The following is a 21,724-nucleotide window of genomic DNA, read 5'->3' as shown; positions in this document are numbered from 1 at the left end:
CTAGAACCCGTGCGGCAGCCAGGGCGCGACCGGCGATCCGAAGGCCACCGACGCCTCCACCAGCGCCCCCTCGCGCAGCTCCCGCACCCGCCCGGCCGCAGCCAGCGAGACCAGTGAGGTCCCGCCCAGATAGGCCGCGCCCAACTCCCCTACGGACAGCGCGAGATCCACGGGATCGGAGGTCCGCACGCACACCGCGCCCTTACGGTCGCCCGTCAGCCGCCAACGCCCCTCGTTCCAGGGACAGAACGCGTCCGCGACCTCGAACACCACGTCCACCGGCGCCTGGTACGTCCGCGCCTCCAGAGCCGCGCCCACCTCCACCAGGCGCAGATGCAGCGCGTCCCGCACCGTCGGGGCGCAGCGCCGTACGTCGCTCACCAGCTGCTGCCAGGCGCCGTCCACCGGGCTGCTGCGGATCCGTACCTCCGAGGTCAGGTCCACCGAGCAGAGGAACCGCCACAGCGCCGCCTCCGCCGCCGGGTCGAGCGCCATCAACTGGTGGACCAGGACGGCCCCTTCGGACCCGGAGTACGACCACTCGGGCTTGATCGCGTACTGCGTGAAGCCCACGACCTCCCCGCCCCGCTCCGCGAGCACGCACAGCCGCGGAGAGGAACCCTCCCGGTCGGCCGGCGGGTCGATCAGCGGCAGCCGCTCCCACCCCGGCCGCCGGGCGAGCATCCCCGGCCGGCCGGGCACCAGCTGCGCGTACACCGCCTCGCACGCCGCGGCGGACCCCGCCAGGTCCGCCCGGCGCAGCACCACCTCGTCGGTGCCCTCCGGCACCGAGAGCCGCACCCGCGTCGTGTCGATCGTCGTCCGCGCCGAGTACGCGGCGATGCCGTAGCCGAACCGCCCGTAGATCTCCGGCTCCGAGGCCGTGAGCACCGCGACCGACTCGCCCGCGGCCCGCAGGTCGTCCAGCTGGCGCCGCATCATCGAGGTCAGGATCCCGCGCCTGCGGTGCGTCCCCGCCACGCTGACCATCGTCACCCCGCCCACCGGCACCGACGCCCCGCCCGGAACCGTCAGCCGGAACGAGAACGCGCCCGCCGTCCCCACACACAGGTCGCCGTCCCACGCCCCGAGGGAACGATCGAACTCCGTCAGGTCACGCCACAGCTCCCGCTCCTCCGGAGACTCCGCCACGCCCCCGAACGCAAGCTCCAGGACCTCGTACCAGCGGTCCCATTCGGTCGGCTCGAGCACCCGCAGTTCAGTCGTCATATGCCATCGATATCAGCGGCGCGCGCCCGGGGCGACCCGATTTCACGCACATTGTCACCGGGGTACCCCTGCGCGATGTCGGACGAGGTGGATAGGGTCCAGGCCAATGGGACACCGCGCCGGAGTGAACACGTACGCGGCCCGGATGCGCAGACGCGCCCGCCGGGCCCGCATCGCCCTGCGTAAATCGGGCGTCGACTACTTCCGCGGGGACGGCTCCGACTGGCTCGCCTTCGCCGGACTCCTCCTGATGATCCCGGCCATCGCCTGCGGCACGATCCTCGACCCCGTCTGGTGCGCGCCCGCCGCGCTCGTCCTGCCCATCGTGGCCGGCGGACTGCTGCTGCGCCCCGCCAGCCTGCTCGGTCTGTACGCGGCGGCCGCCGGCGCCCTCATCGTCGAGTCCGTCGTCCTCGGCCCGTACACCCAGGGCCCCGCCCGGGTCACCCCCGGCACCGTCCTCGTCGTCGCCGCCTGCGGTCTCTTCGGGCTGCTCATCGCCCAGTTCCGCGCCCGGGTCGGCGTGCCCTGGCGGCGCGGCGGCACCATGCTCTTCGACCTGCGCGAACGCCTCCGCGTCCAGAGCGCCCTGCCCCGGCTCCCCAAGGGCTGGCACCGCGAGATGGCGCTCCGCCCGGCCGGCGGCCAGTCCTTCTCCGGCGACTTCGTCGTCGCCGCCCGCACCCACGGCGGCCGGACCCTGGAGGTCGTCCTCACCGACGTCTCCGGCAAGGGCATGGACGCGGCCTCCCGCTCGCTGCTGCTCTCCGGCGCCTTCGGCGGGCTCCTCGGTTCGCTCCCGCCGCACGGCTTCCTCCCCGCGGCCAACGGCTATCTGCTCCGCCAGAACTGGGACGAGGGCTTCGCCACCTCCGTCCACCTCGTCCTCGACCTGGACTCCGGCGACTACGAACTCTTCTCCGCCGGCCACCTCCCCGCGCTCCAGCTCCACGCGGGCACCGGCCGCTGGGAGGAGAAGGCCGCGGAGGGGCCCCTCCTCGGCGTCTACGACAGAGCCGAGTTCCACCCGGTCAAGGGCTCGCTGCGCCCCGGAGACGTCCTCATGCTCTTCACCGACGGACTCGTCGAGGCCGCCGACCGGGACATCGCCGAGGGCATCGACCGCCTCACCGGCGAGGCCGACCGCTGCGTCGCCGAAGGCTTCGAGGGCGTCGCCTGGCACCTGATCGAAGCCGTGGCCAAGGACGTCAACGACGACCGGGCCCTGCTGCTCATCTCCCGTCCCGCCTGAACGCCCACGCCATCTCCGGCTCCGTCACCGGCCCCTCCCTTAGGCCGGCAAAAGCCGCATGGTTGTACGAGTGTGACGATTCTCTCCGGCGCGACCTCGGCGAGGACGCGACGATTCGTCACCCGCCAGCGGGGGCAAGGGGGTTGGTGGCACGATGGAGAAAACGGGGGGATTTCCGGGACACGGACTCCCTTGTGGGCAGGGCGGGACCGACCGAGGGTGTGAGCAGTTGTGGCCATTTCGCTGTCTGTGGTGTTGCTGTTGGCAATCATCCTGGTGGTGCTGATCCGAGGGGGGAACCTCAAGGGCGGACCGGCCGTGATCGCCGTGCTCTTCGGCTTCTTCCTCGCCTCCACCGGCATGGCCGACGACATCCAGCGCTTCCTGGACTCGATAACGCAGACGGTCGGCTCCATCAAGTTCTGAGCCGGCGCGGGCGACGGCCGGCGGCCTGCCGGACCGGCGCCCGCCACTCCAGGCCCTCAGCCGGACTTCGAGGACTTCGCCGCCTTGGACGACTTGGCGGCCTTCGCCGCGGTCTTGGCTGCCGTGGCGGTCGTGGCCGCGCCGGCCGTCTTGGCCGTCTTGGTCGTCTTGGTCGTCTTGGTCGGCTTGGCCGTCTTCTTCGTGCTCCTGGCGGTGCCGCTCGGCTTCGTGGGCGACCCGGTGGGCTTCGGCGCCGACCGCTTCGCCGCCTTGTCGCTGCCCGCGACGGCGGGGCTCGGCGCCGCGGCCTTCGGGCGGCCCGTCGACCACGTCAGCTCGATCTCCAGCTCGATCTCCCCGTCGCTGACCTCGATCTCCACCTCGCTGCGGAGCTCGTCGGGGATGCGCAGACTCAGCGTTCCGGACCCCAGTTCCAGTTCGGCCTCCCCGCCCTCCCTCAGGGCGGTCGCGAGCGACATCAACTGATCGGCTGCCTCCAGCCGGGACAGTGAACGCTTCCGCTCGAACTTCAGGTCCTTCATCGCTACCTCCGACGCGGCGGTGAGACGGGCTCTGCCCAGTCTGCGCGCGCCCGCCCGCCCCGGCATCCGGGAGCCTCGCCGGCGGCCCCGCGGAACCCCGCCCGCGGCACCCGGAAACGCCTCAGGGCCAGGTCGGAGAGGTTTCTCCGGCCTGGCCCTGAGGTCGTGGAGCGGGCGACGGGAATCGAACCCGCGTAGCTAGTTTGGAAGACTAGTGCTCTACCATTGAGCTACGCCCGCACAGCATCGCACCGCAGGTCACGAGGACCGCGGCACGAACAGCATGGTAGCCGGTCGGGGGACCTTCGCGCACACCCCGTAAAACGGGGGCGCCGCACAGTCTCCGTCCATGTACCCTACGTGTCGCACCGACGGGGTGTGGCGCAGCTTGGTAGCGCGTCCGCTTTGGGAGCGGAAGGCCGTGGGTTCAAATCCCGCCACCCCGACCATGACGATCACGCGCCCGCCTGCCGCGTTCATGATCACGTTGTGGGCGCCTCCCCGCTTGCGGTTACTATGCAAGCTGCGTGCCCGTGTGTCTTTCTGACCGGGCCGAGCCGCCGGAACCGCTCTCACGCGGCATCGGCGGTTTCCAGGAATCAGCCACAAGGAGACCGAACCGTGAAGAGCGCCGTGGAGACCCTGAACCCGACTCGGGTTCGGCTCACTGTCGAGGTGCCCTTCGAGGAGCTCAAGGACAGCCTCGACGCGGCGTACAAGAAGATCAACCAGCAGGTCACGGTCAAGGGCTTCCGTAAGGGCAAGATCCCGGCTCGCGTGATCGACCAGCGGTTCGGCCGCGGCGCCGTGCTGGAAGAGGCCGTCAACGACGCGCTCCCGAAGTTCTACACCGAGGCCGTCAACGAGGCCGAGGTCAACCCGCTGGGTCAGCCCGAGGTCGACATCACGGAGCTGAAGGACGGCGAACTGCTGGCCTTCACCGCCGAGGTCGACATCCGCCCGACGATCGAGATCCCGGACTACTCCGGCATCGAGGTCACCGTCGACGCGGTCGAGGTCACCGACGAGGACATCGAGAAGTCGGTGGAGCAGCTCCGCGAGCGCTTCGCCTCGACCTCCCCGGTCGAGCGTGCCGCCCAGGACGGCGACGTCGTCACCATCGACCTCGAGGCCAAGGTCGACGGCGAGGTCCTCCCCGACGGTGTCGCCGACGGTGTCTCGTACACCATCGGTTCGGGCGAGCTGCTCGACGGCATCGACGAGGCCGTCAAGGGCCTGGAGGCCGGTGGCGAGGCCACCTTCACCTCCCAGCTGAAGGGCGGCACCGCCGAGGGCAAGGACGCGGAGGTCACCGTCAAGGTCACCACCGTCGCCGCCCGTGAGCTCCCGGAGCTGGACGACGAGTTCGCCCAGCTCGCCTCGGAGTTCGACACCCTCGACGAGCTCAAGGCCGACAGCCGCAAGCGCCTTGAGAACATGAAGCAGTTCGACCAGGCCACCCAGGCCCAGGAGCGCGTCCTCGACGAGCTCCTCAAGCTGGTCGAGGTCCCGATGCCCGAGAAGCTTCTCGAGGACGAGATCAACACCCGCAAGCACAACCTGGAGCACCACCAGCTCGGCCAGATGGGCATCGACCTCGCGAAGTACCTGGAGCTCCAGGGCAAGACCGAGGAAGAGTTCCTGGCGGAGACCAAGGAGCAGGCCGAGAAGGGCATCAAGACGCAGTTCATCCTCGATGAGCTCGTCAACAAGGAGAAGCTCGACGTCTCCCGCGAGGAGCTCACCGAGCACCTGTTCCGCCGTGCCGCCTCCTCCGGCATGAGCCCCGACCAGTTCGCCCAGGCCGTGGCCCAGGGTGGCCAGGTGCCGATGCTCGTCGGCGAGGTCGCCCGCGGCAAGGCCCTCGCGGTCGTCGTCGAGTCCGCCAAGGTCGTCGACACCAACGGTGAGGTCGTCGACCTCTCCGACGACGAGGACGAGGTCGAGACCGCCGCCGAGGCCGTCGAGGCCGTCACCGGCGAGACCGAGGTCTCCGAGGACAAGTAAGCGGCCCCGCGCCCCGCGCGGAACGCTTTCCACGGGCCCGTGCGCACTGCTGTGCGCACGGGCCCGTGGGCGTACCCGGACCGGTTACGCGCCCCCGCTGACCTTGCGCTCCCAGCGAACAGTTCGGGAACCGGGATGGCGTTGTCCCACCTGCGCGTTAGGGTCCATGAATACGAGGGCACTGCCCTCGGAACGAGACGCTGAGACGGCCCTGGCCGTCGGAGACGAGCAGGTGGATACGTGACGAATCTGAAGCCTTACGCCGCGGGTGAGCCGTCCATCGGTGGCGGCCTCGGCGACCATGTCTACAACCGGCTCCTCGGCGAGCGGATCATCTTCCTCGGCCAGCAGGTCGACGACGAGATCGCCAACAAGATCACCGCTCAGATGCTCCTCCTGGCCGCCGACCCGGAGAAGGACATCTACCTGTACATCAACAGCCCCGGTGGCTCGGTGACGGCCGGCATGGCCGTCTACGACACCATGCAGTACATCCCCAACGACGTCGTCACCATCGGTATGGGCATGGCGGCCTCCATGGGGCAGTTCCTGCTCACCGGCGGCGCCACCGGCAAGCGCTTCGCGCTGCCGAACACCGACATCCTGATGCACCAGGGCTCCGCCGGCATCGGCGGCACCGCCTCGGACATCAAGATCCAGGCCGAGTACCTGCTTCGCACGAAGCAGCGCATGGCCGAGATCACCGCGCACCACTCCGGCCAGACCGTCGAGGCGATCATCCGCGACGGTGACCGCGACCGCTGGTTCACCGCGGACGAGGCCAAGGACTACGGCCTCATCGACGCCATCATCACGCACGCCGCGGGTGTTCCCGGCGGCGGCGGCACGGGCGCCTGAGCCCCGGCAGTCCGCTCAAGAGCCCCAGCCCACCGAACGCCACCAGGACGGTGAACACCCAGATGCTTAACAACCTCTCCGCGAGCGGTCTCTACACCGGCGCGCCGATGGACAACCGCTACGTCGTTCCGCGCTTCGTCGAGCGCACCTCGCAGGGCGTCCGTGAGTACGACCCGTACGCGAAGCTCTTCGAGGAGCGCGTGATCTTCCTCGGCGTGCAGATCGACGACGCCTCCGCCAACGACGTCATGGCGCAGCTCCTGTGCCTGGAGTCGATGGACCCGGACCGCGACATCTCGATCTACATCAACAGCCCCGGTGGTTCCTTCACCGCGCTGACGGCGATCTACGACACGATGCAGTTCGTGAAGCCGGACATCCAGACGGTCTGCATGGGCCAGGCGGCCTCCGCCGCGGCCGTGCTGCTCGCCGCCGGTACGCCCGGCAAGCGGATGGCCCTGCCGAACGCGCGCGTGCTGATCCACCAGCCCTCCGGCGGCACCGGTCGTGAGCAGCTCTCCGACCTGGAGATCGCGGCCCGCGAGATCCTGCGGATGCGCAGCCAGCTGGAGGAGATGCTGGCCAAGCACTCCTCGACGCCGATCGAGAAGATCCGCGAGGACATCGAGCGTGACAAGATCCTGACCGCCGAGGACGCGCTCGCGTACGGCCTGGTCGACCAGATCGTGTCGACCCGCAAGAGCACGGCCTCCACGGAGCGCTGACGCCCGACCTTCCCTCGGCACGGGGCACATGACGCATTCACGTTCATGTGAACCGTGCCAAGGGGGGCCCGAACGGGGGGCCCGGCAAGGTACCGTCGAATATGAGGCACCAGGAGTCGCTGAACCAAGCACTCCCAGGCGAAGGGGAAGCACCTCGTGGCACGCATCGGTGATGGCGGCGACCTGCTCAAGTGCTCGTTCTGCGGAAAGAGCCAGAAGCAGGTGAAGAAGCTCATCGCAGGACCCGGTGTGTACATCTGCGACGAGTGCATCGACCTCTGCAACGAGATCATCGAGGAAGAACTCGCGGAGACGAGCGAGGTGCGGTGGGAGGAGCTCCCCAAGCCTCGCGAGATCTACGAGTTCCTCGAGGGATACGTCGTCGGGCAGGAGCCCGCGAAGAAGGCCCTCTCGGTCGCGGTGTACAACCACTACAAGCGCGTCCAGGCCGGCGAGAACGGCGGCGCGCAGGGCCGGGACGACGCCATCGAACTGGCGAAGTCCAACATTCTGCTGCTCGGCCCCACGGGGTCCGGCAAGACGCTGCTCGCGCAGACACTGGCCCGGATGCTCAACGTCCCCTTCGCCATCGCCGACGCGACGGCGCTGACGGAGGCCGGCTATGTCGGCGAGGACGTCGAGAACATCCTGCTCAAGCTGATCCAGGCGGCCGACTACGACGTCAAGAAGGCCGAGACCGGGATCATCTACATCGACGAGATCGACAAGGTCGCCCGTAAGAGCGAAAACCCGTCGATCACGCGTGACGTGAGCGGTGAGGGCGTCCAGCAGGCGCTCCTCAAGATCCTGGAGGGCACCACCGCCTCCGTGCCGCCGCAGGGCGGCCGGAAGCACCCGCACCAGGAGTTCATCCAGATCGACACGACGAACGTGCTCTTCATCGTGGGCGGCGCCTTCGCCGGCCTGGAGAAGATCATCGAGTCGCGGGCGGGCGCCAAGGGCATCGGCTTCGGGGCGACCATCCGCTCCAAGCGCGAGATCGAGGCGAGCGACCAGTTCCAGGAGGTCATGCCGGAGGACCTGGTGAAGTTCGGGATGATCCCGGAGTTCATCGGCCGTCTCCCCGTCCTCACCTCGGTCCACAACCTGGACCGCGAGGCGCTCCTCCAGATCCTCGTCGAGCCGCGCAACGCGCTGGTGAAGCAGTACCAGCGCCTCTTCGAACTCGACGGCGTGGAGCTGGACTTCGACCGCCCGGCCCTGGAGGCCATCGCCGACCAGGCGATCCTGCGCGGCACCGGCGCGCGAGGCCTGCGCGCCATCATGGAGGAGGTCCTCCAGTCGGTGATGTACGAGGTCCCGTCCCGCAAGGACGTGGCCCGGGTCGTCATCACGGCGGACGTCGTCCGGAACAACGTCAACCCGACGCTGGTCCCCCGGATCGTGAAGAACGACGGCAGGCACGAGAAGTCGGCCTGAGCCGTACGGACAGCGAAGGGGCGCCCCGCCGACCGGCGGGGCGCCCCTTCCGCGTACACACCCGGGATCAGGACTTGACGCGGACTTCCTTGCGGAGCTTGGCGGTCAGGGCGGCGGCCTCCTCGGCCGAGCCGGACTTGCCCGTCATCATCGCGGACATGTCGACCGGGACCACGAAGCCCACGGTGCTGTGGTCGGCCCACACGCACATGTTGATGGTGAACGCGGGCATGCTGGTGGCCGGGTCGGCCTTCGTCTTGGCCTGCTGGCACTTCAGGACGGCGCCGTCGAGGTCGGCCGGCTCGTACGCCTTCGGGCTGTCGACGAGCTGCGGCGCGTCGCTCTTGCCGGAGTCCTTCTCGGCCTCGGTCTTGGCGCTGGCGAAGATGAGGTCGACGACCTTCTCGGGGTCCTCGATCTCGCCGTAGAGGCCACTGAAGGAGATCATCTTGCTCGCGAGCGGGTTGGCCTTGTTCTCCACCTGATAGGAAGCCTTGACCTGCGTCGCGTTCTTGACGCCGTTCTTCTCGGCCTCCGCCAGGGAGTCCTCCCCGGCGGAACTCCCCTTGTCCGGAGCCTTCTTGTAATCGGTCAGCACCGTGTCCGGCGTGATCAGCTTGTGCGGGCCGTCGTCCGCGACCGAGGAGCCACCGCCGCCGAGCAGGAAGTACGCGCCGACGCCGAGCGCCGCGACGACCGCGACCGCGCCGATGATCCAGCCGGCCTTGGACTTCTTCGGGGCCGGGGGGTGCGGTACGTAGCCGCCGGGGCCCTGGGGGGCGCCGTACTGGGGCTGCTGGCCGTAGGGGCCGGGCTGCTGGGGCTGCGGGTAGCCGTACGGGGGCTGCTGCGGCGGGACGCCCTGCGGGGCCTGCTGGGGGTATCCGTAACCCGGCTGGGGAGCCTGCGGCTGGCCGTACGGGCCCGGCTGCTGCGGCTGCTGGCCGTAGGGGCCCGGCTGGCCGTACGGACCGGGCTGCTGGGGCGGCTGGCCGCCGTACGGTCCCGGCTGGTTGTAGCTCATCGACAGGTTCCCCTCACAGGATGTTTATGCCTACCGAACATCCTGGCGGAACCGACGAGGCGGAAGTGCGGCGGGGGCCACACCGTTACCGAACCAAAGCGTTTCGGGACAGGGCGGCAACACCCCTAAACTGGCCCCGTGACCGAGAACACTCAGCAGCAGACAGCGCCCACCACCGAACTGCCGACCCAGTACGCGCCGGCCGAGGTAGAGGGGCCGCTGTACGAGCGCTGGGTAGAGCGCGGGTACTTCGAGGCGGACGCGAACAGCGAGAAGCCGCCGTACACGATCGTCATCCCGCCGCCGAACGTCACCGGATCGCTGCACCTGGGCCACGCCTTCGAGCACACGCTGATCGACGCCCTCACCCGCCGCAAGCGGATGCAGGGCTTCGAGACGCTGTGGCAGCCGGGCATGGACCACGCCGGCATCGCCACCCAGAACGTCGTCGAGCGCGAGCTCGCCAAGGAGGGCAAGTCCCGCCACGACCTGGGCCGCGAGGCGTTCGTCGAGCGCGTCTGGCAGTGGAAGGCCGAGTCCGGTGGCCAGATCTCCGGCCAGATGAAGCGTCTGGGTGACGGCGTCGCCTGGTCCCGTGAGCGCTTCACCATGGACGAGGGCCTGTCCCAGGCCGTCCAGACCATCTTCAAGAAGCTCTACGACGACGAGCTGATCTACCGCGCCGAGCGCATCATCAACTGGTGCCCGCGCTGTCTGACGGCCATCTCGGACATCGAGGTCGAGTACCAGGACGACGACGGCGAGCTCGTCTCCATCCGGTACGGCGAGGGGGACGAGTCCCTGGTCGTCGCCACCACCCGCGCCGAGACGATGCTCGGCGACACGGCCGTCGCCGTCCACCCCGACGACGAGCGCTACAAGCACCTGGTCGGCAAGCAGATCAAGCTGCCGCTGACCGACCGTACGATCCCGGTCGTCGCCGACACCCACGTCGACCCCGAGTTCGGCACCGGCGCCGTCAAGGTGACCCCGGCGCACGACCCGAACGACTTCGAGATCGGCCAGCGCCACAACCTGCCGAACCTCGCCGTCATGGACGAGCGCGCGGTCATCACCGTCCACGGCCCCTTCCTGGGCCTGGACCGCCTGGAGGCCCGTTCCGCCATCGTCGCCGCGCTGCGCGCCGAGGGCCGGATCGTCGCCGAGAAGCGCCCGTACACCCACTCCGTCGGCCACTGCTCGCGCTGCAAGACCACCATCGAGCCGCGCCTGTCGATGCAGTGGTGGGTCAAGGTCGGCCCGCTCGCGCAGGCCGCCGGTGACGCGGTCCGCGACGGCAAGGTCAAGATCCACCCGCAGGAGATGGAGAAGCGGTACTTCGACTGGGTCGACAACCTGCACGACTGGTGCATCTCGCGCCAGCTGTGGTGGGGCCACCGCATCCCGGTCTGGTACGGCCCGAACGGCGAGATCGTCTGCGTCGGACCGGACGAGCAGCCGCCGACGGGCGAGGGCTGGCACCAGGACACGGACGTCCTGGACACCTGGTTCTCCTCGGGCCTGTGGCCGTTCTCCACGCTCGGCTGGCCCGAGAAGACCGAGAGCCTCGCGAAGTTCTACCCGAACTCCGTCCTGGTCACCGGCTACGACATCCTCTTCTTCTGGGTCGCCCGGATGATGATGTTCGGTCTGTACGCGATGGACGGCACCCCGCCGTTCCACACCATCGCCCTGCACGGCATGGTCCGTGACCAGAACGGCAAGAAGATGTCGAAGTCCTTCGGCAACGTGGTCAACCCGCTGGACTGGATGGACACGTACGGCTCCGACGCGGTCCGCTTCACCCTGGCCCGTGGCGCGAACCCGGGCGTCGACGTCCCGATCGGCGAGGACTGGGTCCAGGCCTCCAGCAAGTTCGCCAACAAGATCTGGAACGCCACGCGCTTCGCGCTGATGAACGGCGCCACCGTCGAGGGCCCGCTGCCGGACCCCTCGGAGATGTCGGCGACCGACCGCTGGATCCTGTCGCGGCTCAACAAGACGGTCTCCGAGGTCGACGCGTTCTACGACGACTACCAGTTCTCGAAGCTGTCGGACGCCCTCTACCACTTCGCGTGGGACGAGGTCTTCGACTGGTACGTCGAGCTGTCGAAGACGACGTTCTTCGCCGGCGGCGAGGGCGCCCGGGTCTCCGGCCGGGTCCTCGGCGAGGTCCTCGACGTCATGCTGCGCCTGCTGCACCCGGTCGTCCCGTTCGTCACCGAGACGCTGTGGACCACGCTGACCGGCGGCGAGTCCGTGGTGATCGCCGACTGGCCGAAGGACAGCGGCTTCCGCGACGCGGCCGCCGAGCAGGAGATCGCGCTGGTCCAGCGGGTCATCACCGAGGTCCGCCGGTTCCGCAAGGAACAGGGCCTCCAGGACGCCCAGAAGGTACCCGCCCGCCTCACGCTCGACGGCACCTCGCTCGCCGCGCACGAGGGGGCCATCCGCCAGATCCTGCGCCTCCAGCCGGAGGGCGAGGGCTTCTCCGCCACCGCCTCCCTGCCGGTCGCCGGCGCCACCGTCGCGCTCGACCTGTCGGGCACGATCGACGTGGCCGCCGAGCGCAAGCGCCTCGCGAAGGACCTCGCGGCCGCCGAGAAGGAGAAGGCCCAGGCGAACGGGAAGCTCGGCAACGAGGCCTTCCTCGCCAAGGCCCCGGACAACGTGGTCGACAAGATCCGGACCCGCCTCGCCAAGGCGGACGAGGACATCGCCCGTATCCAGACGCAGCTGGCGACCCTGCCGCAGGCGTAGCACGGTACGCGGAAGGGGCCCGGACCGGTACACGGTCCGGGCCCCTTCCGCGTACCCGTCGTCAGGACTCCGTGGCGATCGGGCCGACACCGGCGGTCTCGGAGTTGCGGCGGGTCTTGGCCCAGCCGGTCCGGCCGCGGACGAGACGGACGAAGCCGCGCGCCGAGACGATGAACAGGTGGTACGCGTACAGCCAGAGTGCGAAGCCCCACAGGAGGCCCTTGACGCGGGAGCGGTCCGGGGCGAACTCGCGGCGGTAGACCGGGCCCCAGAGGAGGAAGGGGACGATCGAGACGACGGCCAGAGCGAGGGCGAGGGGCCACGCGGAGAGCATCACGTCGGCCGCGCTCCCGCCGAGGACGAGGGCGACCAGCATGACCGCGGTGAGGAGCAGGGTCGCCAGGTGGGCGATGGGCTGGAAGAAGGTGTAGAGGGATTCCAGGACGCCCCGGGCCTTGTAGTGGCGGGAGCCGATGATGCGGTTCGCGTACCGGACGCAGGTGATGTTGCCCTGGGCCCAACGGGTGCGCTGGGTGAGGAAGCGGCGCGTGTAGGGGAGTGCCTCCTGGCTGACCCAGGTGTCGGCGACGTGGGTGACCTGGTAACCGGCGAGGCGCATGTGCAGGCCGAGTTCGTAGTCCTCCAGGAGGGCGTCCTGCTGCCACGGGCGGCGCTCGGCGGCGGCGATCCGGTCGAGGGCGGTGAGGCGGGTGAACTGGCCGTTGCCGCCGAGGCCGACCGAGCCGGTGCGGCGGCGCAGGAGCTGCATGCCGGTGTTGGAGACGGCGAACTCGACGTCCTGCATACGGATGAGGAGACGGGCGTAGGCGTTGGCGAGCCGGCCCCGGTGTTCCAGGGGTCGTTCGTCGTCGACGTTCCGCATCCGTACGCCGATCTGTACACCGCCCATGTCGGGGTCGGCGAAGGCGTCGGGGCCGCTGACGTGGGCGAGGGCGTCGGGCGAGACCTGGCCGTCGGCGTCGACGACGCAGACGATCACGCGGGTCCGGTCGACGTCGCCGAGGTGGGTGTCGAGCGCCGCGTAGGCGGCGTTGAGGGCCGCGCCCTTGCCGATGCGGGCGTCGGGTCGCGTCCGGGAGACGAGGTGGATGCGGGGGTCCCGGCCGGCGAGCGAGGTGACGATCGGGGCGGTGAGGTCGTCGCTCGCGTCGTCGATGACCCAGACGTGGGCGGTGGGGAAGTCGGTCCGCAGCCGGGTGACGGTGGTCGCGATGACGGCCTCCTCGTCGCGGCAGGGGACGAAGAAGTGCCAGTCGTACGCGGCGGGGTCGCCGGTCTCGGAGGGGCGGCGGCGCGCGTAGGCGTACCGGGAGCCCGCCCAGTAGGCGAGGAAGCCGGCGAGGAGGAGGAACGGGAAGACGTACAGCAGGAGGTGGAGGCTCATGGGGGTCTCCGGGTGGGGTGGGGGAGGTTCGGGGCGCTCGGGCGGTGCGCGGGGGGCTCAGGCCGCCGTGGCGTGGGGCGCCGTCGTGCGCGGGGCCGGGACGGTCGCGTCCGTGGCGTGCTCGGCGACCAGGTCCCTGAGGAGCCCGGCGATCCGGTCGGAGGCGGTGCCGTCGCCGTACGGGCTGGGGAGCGTGCCCAGGCGGCGCAGCCCGAGCCCGCCCTCCGCGAGGCGGCGGCGGGCCGCCTCGCCGATCCCGGGACCGGGCTCGACGAGGTCGGCGAAGTCGGTGAGCGACTCGGGGCGTTCGGTGGAGCGGCGGACGACCACGAGCGGGCGGCCGAGGACCGTCGTCTCCTCCTGGATGCCGCCGGAGTCCGAGACGATCAGCGCCGCGTGCCGGGCCAGGGCGAGGAAGGTGCCGTACCCGGCCGGGGGCAGCACCGTCAGCCCGTCGAGGAGCGACAGCAGGCCCGCCGCCTCGATCCGGGCGCGGGTGCGGGGGTGGAGGGGGAGGACGACCGGCAGCTCGCGGGACAGCTCGGCCAACTCGGTGAGGACGGCGGCGAGCGAGGCGGGGTCGTCGGTGTTCTCGGGCCGGTGGACGGTCGCCAGGACGTAGCCGTCGGGGACCAGGCCGCTGACGGCGAGCAGGCGCGCCCGCTCCTCCGGCGGCGGCAGGTGGTCGTGGACCGCCTCGACGACGGTGTTGCCGGTGACGGCGATCCGCTCCTCGGGCACGCCCTCGGCGAGCAGCAGCTCGCGGTTGTCGGGGGTGGCCGCGCACAGGACGTCGGCGAGCCGGTCGATGAGGACCCGGTTGTGCTCCTCGGGCATGGCCCGGTCGTGGCTGCGCAGCCCCGCCTCGACGTGGACGAGCGGCAGGTCGCGGGCGTTGGCGGCGAGGGCGCCGGAGAGGGCGGCGTTGGTGTCGCCCTGGACGACGACGGCGAGTGGCGGATCGGCCGCGAACCGCTCGTCGAGGCCGGTGAGCGCGGCGGCCACCTGGACGGCCCGGGGCTGCCCGCCGACCCCGGTGAGGTACTCGGGCTCCGGCAGCCCCAGCTCGTCGAGGAAGCTGCCGGAGAGCGCGTCGTCGTAGTGCTGGCCGGTGTGGACGACCCGGGCGGCCGGGCCGAGGCTCCTGATGAGCTCGGCGAGCTTGACCAGCTCGGGGCGGGTACCGAGGACGACGGCGACACTGCGGGCAGGAAGTGTGTTCATGCCGTCGACGCTGACGGGCCACGGTCGCGCGCTCCGGTGGCGCACGGTTGCGGAACGGTTGCCATGGTCCGGGCGGGGAGGGTCGGGACGTCCGTCCGGGCCCTCCGGACCGGTCCGCCCGGGACTTCCGTCCCGATTCCGCGGTGGCGCCCGTCACCCTCCGCCGGTGCCGTGCGCCGCCGCGCCGGGGGAGCGCGCCGCCGGGCGGTCCGCGCTCTCGTAGCGGTAGCCCAGGCCCCGTACCGCCTCCAAGGGGTCGCGTGCGGAGGGGCCGCCGGCGGTGCGGAGCTTGCGGCGGAGGCGGAGCACCGCGAACTTCACCCGGTCGCGGCCGATGGCCGTCGTGTCGTCCCAGACCTGGTCCAGGAGCTGTTCGGTGGTGACGACCCGGCCCCGGTTGCGGACGAGGAGCTGGAGCAGCCGGTACTCGATGTCGCTGAGCCGGATCTCGCCGCCCTGCCAGAGGGCGGCGCGCCGCTCCGGCACCAGCCGCAGGTCCTCCTCGACGGCCTCGCCCGCCCACTGCCGGGGGCCCGCCCTGCGGAGCAGGGCCTCGATGCGGGCCAGCAGCTCCGGGTGGGCGAAGGGCTTGACCAGGAAGTCGTCGGCGCCGGAGCGCAGCGCGCGGACCCGGTCGTCGACGGCGCCGAGGCCGGAGAGGACGAGGACCGGGAGGTCGCTCATGTCCCGGGTGCGGTCCAGGACCTCCCAGCCGTCGAGCGCGGGCAGCAGCAGGTCGAGCAGCATCAGGGCCGGCCGTTCCGCGAAGAGCAGCCGGAGCCCCTCGCGGCCGTCGGCGGCGAGCGAGACCTCGTACCCGCGCCGGGTCAGGAGGACCCGCAGGGCGAGCGCGAGGTCCGGGTCGTCCTCCACGATCAGCAGCCTGGTCACGGGTGGGTCCCGGTGACACGGCGGCCGGTGACCGGCAGCCGTACGGTGAAGACCGCGCCCGGCTGCCCGTCGCGGTCGCGGACCCGGATGGTCCCGCCGTGCAGGCGTACGGCGTCCAGGGCGCCCGCCAGGCCGAGCCCGGTGCCGGGGTGGCCCTCGCGCCGGGCGTTGGGCGCGCGGACGAAGGGCGTGAAGATCTCCTCGTGGTACTCCAGGGGGACTCCGATGCCGGTGTCCTTGACCTGGATCGTCCAGTGGTCGGGGGCGGGCCGGCCGACGACCTCGACCCGGCCGTCCTCCGGGGTGAAGCGCAGCGCGTTGCCGAGGAGTTCCTCCAGGGCGCCCGTCAGCATGAACGCGTCGGCCACGAGCGGCGGGCCGACGGGCGGGCAGTCGGCCGTCACGTACGGGCCGGTGCCCTCGGCCCGCTGGAGCGCTTCGAGGACCACGCGCTCGATCAGCTCGTGGACGAGGACCTGGCCGAGCCGTGGCTCGGTGCGGGGCGCGCCGGCGGCCGTCTTCGGCAGGTCCTCGGCCACCGACCGCATCCGCAGCGCGTTGCGGAGGATGGCGTCCACGTACGAGGCCTGCTCCGGGCTGAGCGGTCCGCCGGCCGGTTCGAGGAGCAGCTGGGCGAAGCTCAGGACGGTGGCGAGCGGGGTCCGCAGCTCGTGCAGGGTCCGCCCGGCGAAGGCGGCCCGCTCGTCGGCGAGCGCCGCCAGCTTCCGTACCTGCCCGTAGAGGTCCTCCTCCGCCTCGCGCTGCCGCGTCACGTCCTCGACGAGCCACAGGTGCCCGAGGGGACGGTCGCCGTCGCCGACCGGGGCCCGGCGGCGCCGCAGGACCCGGCCGTCCCGCAGGTGGTAGTCGGTGGTTCGGGTGACGGGGCCGTGCGTCTCGCTCTCCTCCAGGAGACGGTCCCGCTCCTCCGGCCGCTCCAGCATCCCGGCCAGATGGCCGAGGACCCGCTCCCGCGGCGTACCGGGGGAGAGGTCGAGCCCCTCGGGCAGCCGCAGGAGTGTGGTGAGGCGGCGGTTGACCCGGACGATCCGCAGGTCGCGGTCGAGGAGGAGGGCCGCCTGGGGGAGGGCGTCGAGGACGGCTGCGGCGAAGGACAGTTGCTCCTGGGATGCTTCGTGCACATTTCTGAGTCAAACAGCAATATGGGCGAAGTGCCTGATCTCACACCGGAAGGGACTTCGGGTCCACGGCTTCGGGACGAAAGACCTTGGATGATGGACGGTATGTCCCGACTCCCCACCGTCCCCGCGCTGCGCCGTTGCGTGGACCGGTGGGCCGTCTCGCCCCGCGCCCTCGACGTCGTCACCGCGCTCAGCGCCTTCGGTCTGATGGTCCTCGACGTGCCGGGACTCGCCCGCGCCGACAACTCCCTCACCGGGGTCACCGCGACCCTCGTCCTGGCGTCCGGGGCGGCCACGCTGGTGCTCAGGCGCCGGCTGCCGTGGATCCCGTACCTCGTGGCGCTCGTCCTGATGGGCTGGCTCCACGAGCTGACGATGGTCCAGTTCGCGCTGTACTCGATCGGCCGGTTCCGGGGGCGGCGGGCCGCCGTCGTCGCCACCCTGCTCTACATCGGCGTGGCGTACGCCCTCTTCAACACGCCCGGCTGGCCCGCCCGGCACGGCGACACCCTGAGCGACTTCCTGAGCATCGTCGTCCCGATCGGCGTCCTCGCGGCGGGCGTCGGCATCGCCGCGTACCGGCAGGACCTCGTCCGCGCCCTGGAGGTCCAGCGCCGCGAGGCCGCCGCCCGGCAGGCCGTCCAGGAGGAGCGGATCTCCGTCGGCCGGGACGTCCACGACCTGGTCGGCCGGGAGCTCACCGTCCTGGCGGTACGGGCCGAGGTCCTCGCCGTACGGGCCAGGGGCGAGGCGCACCGGAAGGACTTCGAGGAGCTCGCGGACACGGCCCGCCGCGCCCACCTCATGCTCAACGAGACGATCGTGCGCCGGGCCGACCGGAACGCGGCCACCCCCGGCCTCGAAGGGCTCGCCGCCCTCGCCGAGGAGAGCGAACGGATGGGCAGCCCCGTGGACCTGACGGTCGCGGACGCGGCCGAGGCGCTGTCGCCGCTGCGTCAGGCGGCCGTCCACCGGGTCGTCCGGGAGTGCCTCACGAACACCGCCAAGCACGCGCCCGGCCTGCCGGTGACGGTCGCGATCACGGTGGACGGCCCCGACCTGCGGATCGAGGTGCGCAACCCGCTGCCGAAGACCCCGCCGGACCCGGCGCCCGTCTCGACCGGGACCGGCCTGCTCTCCATGGAGGAGCGGGTCACCAGCATGGGCGGCACGCTGAACGCCCGCCCCGAGGACGGCGCCTACGTGGTGACGGCGCTGCTCCCGACGGGCCTGAACCGGTAGTCGGTACGGGCCTGAACCGCTAGTCGGTACGGGCCTGAACCGCTCATCGGTCAGCGGACCCGCTCCGCCTTCCCCATGACCCGCTGGAGACTGTCGAAGTCCTCCACGCACCGCCCCGAGCCCAGTGCCACGCAGTCCAGCGGCCGGTCCGCGACGAAGACCGGGATCTCCGTCGCCGAGGCCAGCCGCAGGTCGAGGCCCGGCAGCAGCGCCCCGCCGCCGGTCAGGACGATGCCGTGCTCCATCACGTCGCCGGACAGCTCCGGCGGGCACTCCTTCAGGGTGGCCCGCACCGCCGCGATGATCGCCTCCACCGGCTCGTCGAGCGCCTCCCGCACCTCGGGCACCGTCAGTTCCACCGTCCGGGGCAGCCCGCTGACCTTCTCCCGCCCCCGCACGGTGAAGGTCCGCCGCTCCCGCTCCTCCTCGCCGGGCACCGGCCACGCCGAGCCGATCGCGACCTTGACGTCCTCGGCCGTCCGCTCGCCGATGAGCAGCGAGCGCTCCTTGCGTACGAAGTCGGTGATGGCCGCGTCGAGACGGTCGCCGCCCACCCGCAGCGACTGGGCCGTGACGATCCCGCCACGGGTGGGACGCCCCTCGCGCGGCGAGTGCCGTGTCCTGGCCGCAGGCCGTAGAGGAGCGCTTTGGCCCGACTGAGGCCGATCTCTATGTCTCAAGATCGGCGAGTCCGCCGGGCCGCTACGCCGGGACGCTGGACCCGAAAGCCCCAGAGGGGCGGGTCCACGGTCCTGTCGGTACCGTCCCTTTGGACCGGGCGGAATGGACCGCTCAGCCGCACGCCCCGAACGGTCTTGGGCGCACTGGTCCCCGGCGTACTCAGCCCCGGGGCGGCGACACGCATCCTGTACGTGGTCCGGGCCCGGGAGGTCGGTTCCCTGCGCGATCTGGCCAAGTGGGTACGGCCAAAGGCGACGGGGAGGCCCTGAACCATCACTCTGGTGGAGCAGGGGCCCCGCACACTGGCGCCGTTCCCGGCGTCCCAGATCACGTGAGCACGCTAACCCGAACGGCCCAGGACGCCGCAAGCCCGGAGGCCGACCATCACACGAACGAGCTAAGCGACCCCCGAGCGCTCCCGAGACAACCTGGCGTCGCCCCCTCCGTAGACTGGGCCCGTGAGCGAGCCGAGCGACCCGAGTGACCAGTTCGACGACATCGTCGACAACGAGACCCATCGTGACCCCGACCTGGCGGTGATCGAGGCCGGCAGCCGCACCCTGCGCGCACAGGCGGGCCCGGTCCAGGGCGACCCCGTGCCGAGCCGGCCCGAGGACCCGGAGCTGGACAAGGCGCTGCGCGAGGTCGAGACCGAGCTGTCCACCCGCTGGGGCGAGACCAAGCTGGAGCCCTCGGTCACCCGGATCGCGGCCCTCATGGACGTGCTCGGCGATCCGCAGCGCGCGTACCCCTCGATCCACATCACCGGCACCAACGGCAAGACGTCGACGGCCCGCATGATCGAGGCGCTGCTCGGCGCCTTCGAGCTGCGCACCGGGCGGTACACCTCGCCTCACGTGCAGACGATCACCGAGCGCATCAGCCTGGACGGCGCCCCGATCTCCGCCGAGCGGTTCGTCGAGACGTACGAGGACGTCAAGCCGTACGTGGAGCTGGTCGACGCCCGCGAGGAGTACCGGCTCTCCTTCTTCGAGGTCCTCACCGGCATGGCGTACGCGGCCTTCGCCGACGCCCCGGTCGACGTGGCCGTCGTCGAGGTCGGCATGGGCGGCACGTGGGACGCGACCAACGTCATCGACGCCTCGGTCGCCGTCGTCACCCCGATCGACCTGGACCACACCGACCGGCTCGGCGGGACGACCGCCGAGATCGCCGGCGAGAAGTCCGGGATCATCAAGCAGGGCGCGACCGTGATCCTGGCCCAGCAGCCGGTCGACGCGGCGCAGGTCCTGCTGAAGAAGGCCGTCGAGGCGGATGCCACCGTCGCCCGCGAGGGCATGGAGTTCGGCATCGTCTCGCGCGAGGTCGCGGTCGGCGGCCAGCTCCTCACGCTGCGTGGTCTCGCCGGCGAGTACGAGGGCGTCTTCCTGCCGCTGTACGGAGCGCACCAGGCGCGCAACGCGGCGGTCGCGCTCGCGGCGGTCGAGGCCTTCTTCGGGATCGGCGCGGAGCACGCGAGGACCCTCGACCCGGACACGGTCCGCCGGGCGTTCGCCCAGGTGGCCTCGCCCGGCCGGCTGGAGATCGTCCGCTCGTCCCCGACGGTGATCCTGGACGCCGCGCACAACCCGCACGGCGCGCGGGCCACGGCGGAGGGCGTCAGTGAGTCCTTCGGCTTCTCGCGGCTCGTCGGCGTGGTCTCCACGAGCGCCGACAAGGACGCGCGCGGTCTCCTCGAGGCCTTCGAGCCGATCTTCGCGGAGATCGTGATCACGACGAACTCCAACCCGCGGGCCACGGATGTCGACGAGCTCGCCGCGATCGCGGTCGAGGTCTTCGGCGAGGAGCGGGTCGTCGTCGAGCCGCGGCTGCCCGACGCGATCGAGGCGGCGATCACCCTCGCGGAGGAAGAGGCCGAGTACGGCGGCGCGGGAGTCCTCGTGACCGGTTCGATCTTCACGGTCGGCGACGCCCGGCTGCTGCTGCGAAGGGGCTGATCCGATGCGCATGCTCTGTTCCTCGACGCTCATCGGCGAGTTCTTCGTGATCGGCTTCGCCGGTCTCGTCGCCATGAAGGACGACAGCCTGGCCATGTCCACGGTCTGGACCGTCTGCGGCGTCGCGATGGTGTTCTCCGTGCTGCTGTGCGGGATGGTCACCCGTCCCGGCGGTGTGCAGCTCGGCTGGGCCCTCCAGATCGGCCTGATCGCCAGCGGCTTCTTCGTACCGGTCATGTTCCTCCTCGGGGCGGCCTTCGCGGTCCTGTGGTGGGCCTCGGTGCACTACGGCCGGAAGGTCGACGACATCAAGGCGCGTTGGGCCGCATCGCAGGCCGCGCAGCCCGCACAGGCCACGGCAGGGCCTGACGCTGCGTAATCGAGGGGCGTGCGGGCCCTGTAGCCTCGGAGGTCCCGCACACCGCTTTTCCGAAGGAGTTCCCCCGTGAGCCAGCGCACGCTCGTCCTGCTCAAGCCCGACGCCGTCCGCCGTGGCCTGGTCGGCGAGATCATCGGTCGTATCGAGCGCAAGGCCGGCTGGACGCTCGCGGCCCTGGAGCTGCGCGAGCTGGACCAGGACACGCTGGAGCAGCACTACGGCGAGCACAAGGGCAAGCCCTTCTACGAGCCGCTGATGGGCTTCATGTCCTCCGGCCCCGTCGTCGCCCTCGTCGTCGAGGGTGAGCGGGTCATCGAGGGCGTCCGCCAGCTCGCGGGCCCGACCGACCCGATCGCCGCCGCGCCCGGTTCCATCCGCGGCGACTTCGGCACCATCGTCCGCGAGAACCTGATCCACGCCTCGGACTCCGAGGAGTCCGCGCTCCGTGAGCTGAAGATCTTCTTCCCGGGTCTCGTCTGATCCGACGATCCGATGCTGACTCGGCGTCAGCCGATCGGCACAACCCTGTGGGGCGACC

Annotated in this window: 18 protein-coding genes, 2 tRNA genes and 1 pseudogene; 12 read left to right on the top strand and 9 right to left on the bottom strand. The window is 71.0% G+C overall.

Annotation, left to right across the window (positions count from 1 at the left end):
• The gene (locus OG580_RS11900; RefSeq protein ID WP_267043631.1) at positions 1–1,230 is read right to left on the bottom strand and encodes a GNAT family N-acetyltransferase; all 1,230 of its coding nucleotides are present in this window, start codon (positions 1,228–1,230) and stop codon (positions 1–3) included.
• A gap of 106 nt (positions 1,231–1,336) precedes the next feature.
• Between OG580_RS11900 and OG580_RS11895 the strand changes: the two genes are divergently transcribed.
• Both OG580_RS11895 and OG580_RS11890 read left to right on the top strand, forming a co-directional pair.
• Positions 1,337–2,482, top strand: a complete 1,146-nt coding sequence (locus OG580_RS11895; protein ID WP_267043630.1) for a PP2C family protein-serine/threonine phosphatase — start codon at positions 1,337–1,339, stop codon at positions 2,480–2,482.
• A 231-nt stretch (positions 2,483–2,713) separates the two neighbouring features.
• Positions 2,714–2,908 (top strand): hypothetical protein, encoded by a 195-nt coding sequence (locus tag OG580_RS11890; protein WP_024755527.1) that lies wholly within the window; start codon positions 2,714–2,716, stop codon positions 2,906–2,908.
• Between the two features lie 56 nt (positions 2,909–2,964).
• On the opposite strand, the gene OG580_RS11885 is transcribed toward OG580_RS11890, so the two are convergent.
• Both OG580_RS11885 and OG580_RS11880 read right to left on the bottom strand, forming a co-directional pair.
• On the bottom strand, positions 2,965–3,450 hold the full coding sequence (locus tag OG580_RS11885; RefSeq protein ID WP_267043629.1) for an amphi-Trp domain-containing protein: 486 nt from the start codon (positions 3,448–3,450) through the stop codon (positions 2,965–2,967).
• A gap of 166 nt (positions 3,451–3,616) precedes the next feature.
• Positions 3,617–3,690: transfer RNA gene (locus OG580_RS11880), tRNA-Gly, on the bottom strand.
• A 132-nt stretch (positions 3,691–3,822) separates the two neighbouring features.
• Between OG580_RS11880 and OG580_RS11875 the strand changes: the two genes are divergently transcribed.
• The 5 genes from OG580_RS11875 (at position 3,823) to clpX (ending at position 8,480) form a co-directional block, all read left to right on the top strand.
• Positions 3,823–3,899: transfer RNA gene (locus tag OG580_RS11875), tRNA-Pro, on the top strand.
• A 172-nt stretch (positions 3,900–4,071) separates the two neighbouring features.
• Positions 4,072–5,457, top strand: coding sequence for a trigger factor (tig, locus tag OG580_RS11870; protein ID WP_267043628.1), 1,386 nt, complete (start codon positions 4,072–4,074; stop codon positions 5,455–5,457).
• 240 nt (positions 5,458–5,697) lie between these two features.
• Positions 5,698–6,315 (top strand): ATP-dependent Clp protease proteolytic subunit, encoded by a 618-nt coding sequence (locus OG580_RS11865; RefSeq protein ID WP_267043627.1) that lies wholly within the window; start codon positions 5,698–5,700, stop codon positions 6,313–6,315.
• Between the two features lie 62 nt (positions 6,316–6,377).
• Positions 6,378–7,040, top strand: coding sequence for an ATP-dependent Clp protease proteolytic subunit (locus OG580_RS11860; protein ID WP_267043626.1), 663 nt, complete (start codon positions 6,378–6,380; stop codon positions 7,038–7,040).
• Positions 7,041–7,196: 156 nt separating this feature from the next.
• Complete coding sequence (gene clpX / locus OG580_RS11855) at positions 7,197–8,480, top strand: ATP-dependent Clp protease ATP-binding subunit ClpX (RefSeq protein ID WP_015033605.1); 1,284 nt, start codon at positions 7,197–7,199, stop codon at positions 8,478–8,480.
• Positions 8,481–8,547: 67 nt separating this feature from the next.
• Here the strand turns inward: clpX and OG580_RS11850 are convergent, their stop codons facing one another.
• Positions 8,548–9,504 (bottom strand): hypothetical protein, encoded by a 957-nt coding sequence (locus OG580_RS11850; RefSeq protein WP_267043625.1) that lies wholly within the window; start codon positions 9,502–9,504, stop codon positions 8,548–8,550.
• 138 nt (positions 9,505–9,642) lie between these two features.
• Here OG580_RS11850 and OG580_RS11845 point away from each other — a divergent pair, with 138 nt between their 5' ends.
• A complete protein-coding gene (locus OG580_RS11845; RefSeq protein ID WP_267043624.1) occupies positions 9,643–12,264 on the top strand; it encodes a valine--tRNA ligase in 2,622 nt (873 codons plus the stop codon).
• A 61-nt stretch (positions 12,265–12,325) separates the two neighbouring features.
• Here the strand turns inward: OG580_RS11845 and OG580_RS11840 are convergent, their stop codons facing one another.
• The 4 genes from OG580_RS11840 to OG580_RS11825 all read right to left on the bottom strand — a co-directional run bounded on the left by OG580_RS11840 (position 12,326) and on the right by OG580_RS11825 (position 16,926).
• Positions 12,326–13,669: a glycosyltransferase family 2 protein gene (locus OG580_RS11840; RefSeq protein WP_267043623.1), complete on the bottom strand. Its 1,344-nt coding sequence runs from the start codon at positions 13,667–13,669 to the stop codon at positions 12,326–12,328.
• 57 nt (positions 13,670–13,726) lie between these two features.
• Positions 13,727–14,893 carry a non-hydrolyzing UDP-N-acetylglucosamine 2-epimerase gene (gene wecB / locus OG580_RS11835; RefSeq protein ID WP_267043622.1) on the bottom strand — a complete coding sequence of 389 codons (1,167 nt, stop codon included), beginning with the start codon at positions 14,891–14,893 and terminating at the stop codon, positions 13,727–13,729.
• A 153-nt stretch (positions 14,894–15,046) separates the two neighbouring features.
• Positions 15,047–15,784, bottom strand: a complete 738-nt coding sequence (locus OG580_RS11830) for a response regulator transcription factor (protein WP_267043621.1) — start codon at positions 15,782–15,784, stop codon at positions 15,047–15,049.
• Entirely contained in the window at positions 15,781–16,926 is a 1,146-nt protein-coding gene (locus tag OG580_RS11825) for a PAS domain-containing sensor histidine kinase (protein ID WP_267043620.1), read from the bottom strand. Before OG580_RS11825 ends, OG580_RS11830 begins: the two co-directional genes overlap by 4 nt.
• 102 nt (positions 16,927–17,028) lie before the next feature.
• Between OG580_RS11825 and OG580_RS11820 the strand changes: the two genes are divergently transcribed.
• Positions 17,029–18,168 carry a sensor histidine kinase gene (locus OG580_RS11820; RefSeq protein WP_267043619.1) on the top strand — a complete coding sequence of 380 codons (1,140 nt, stop codon included), beginning with the start codon at positions 17,029–17,031 and terminating at the stop codon, positions 18,166–18,168.
• 50 nt (positions 18,169–18,218) lie between these two features.
• Here the strand turns inward: OG580_RS11820 and OG580_RS11815 are convergent.
• Positions 18,219–18,752, bottom strand: a pseudogene (locus OG580_RS11815) (rod shape-determining protein); the annotation flags it as partial.
• Between the two features lie 555 nt (positions 18,753–19,307).
• On the opposite strand from OG580_RS11815, the gene OG580_RS11810 reads away from it, so the two are divergent.
• From OG580_RS11810 to ndk, 3 genes are all read left to right on the top strand, one after another.
• A complete protein-coding gene (locus OG580_RS11810; protein ID WP_267043618.1) occupies positions 19,308–20,807 on the top strand; it encodes a folylpolyglutamate synthase/dihydrofolate synthase family protein in 1,500 nt (499 codons plus the stop codon).
• 4 nt (positions 20,808–20,811) lie between these two features.
• Entirely contained in the window at positions 20,812–21,186 is a 375-nt protein-coding gene (locus tag OG580_RS11805) for a DUF4233 domain-containing protein (RefSeq protein ID WP_267043617.1), read from the top strand.
• Positions 21,187–21,252: 66 nt separating this feature from the next.
• Positions 21,253–21,666: a nucleoside-diphosphate kinase gene (gene ndk, locus OG580_RS11800; RefSeq protein WP_267043616.1), complete on the top strand. Its 414-nt coding sequence runs from the start codon at positions 21,253–21,255 to the stop codon at positions 21,664–21,666.
• Positions 21,667–21,724: the final 58 nt, after the last annotated feature.

Origin of the sequence: Streptomyces sp. NBC_00094 (assembly GCF_026343125.1) — a bacterium.
Classification (GTDB): Bacteria; Actinomycetota; Actinomycetes; order Streptomycetales; family Streptomycetaceae; genus Streptomyces.
The sequence above is the reverse complement of the archived record's forward strand: the minus strand, read 5'-3'. Positions and strand labels throughout refer to the sequence as shown.

Coding starts and splice junctions, on each gene's coding strand:
- OG580_RS11900 (WP_267043631.1), bottom strand. CDS start 1,230: ATGACGACTGAACTGCGGGTGCTCGAGCCGACCGAATGGGACCGCTGG.
- OG580_RS11895 (WP_267043630.1), top strand. CDS start 1,337: ATGGGACACCGCGCCGGAGTGAACACGTACGCGGCCCGGATGCGCAGA.
- OG580_RS11885 (WP_267043629.1), bottom strand. CDS start 3,450: ATGAAGGACCTGAAGTTCGAGCGGAAGCGTTCACTGTCCCGGCTGGAG.
- OG580_RS11860 (WP_267043626.1), top strand. CDS start 6,378: ATGCTTAACAACCTCTCCGCGAGCGGTCTCTACACCGGCGCGCCGATG.
- OG580_RS11850 (WP_267043625.1), bottom strand. CDS start 9,504: ATGAGCTACAACCAGCCGGGACCGTACGGCGGCCAGCCGCCCCAGCAG.
- OG580_RS11840 (WP_267043623.1), bottom strand. CDS start 13,669: ATGAGCCTCCACCTCCTGCTGTACGTCTTCCCGTTCCTCCTCCTCGCC.
- wecB (WP_267043622.1), bottom strand. CDS start 14,893: ATGAACACACTTCCTGCCCGCAGTGTCGCCGTCGTCCTCGGTACCCGC.
- OG580_RS11820 (WP_267043619.1), top strand. CDS start 17,029: ATGTCCCGACTCCCCACCGTCCCCGCGCTGCGCCGTTGCGTGGACCGG.
- OG580_RS11805 (WP_267043617.1), top strand. CDS start 20,812: ATGCGCATGCTCTGTTCCTCGACGCTCATCGGCGAGTTCTTCGTGATC.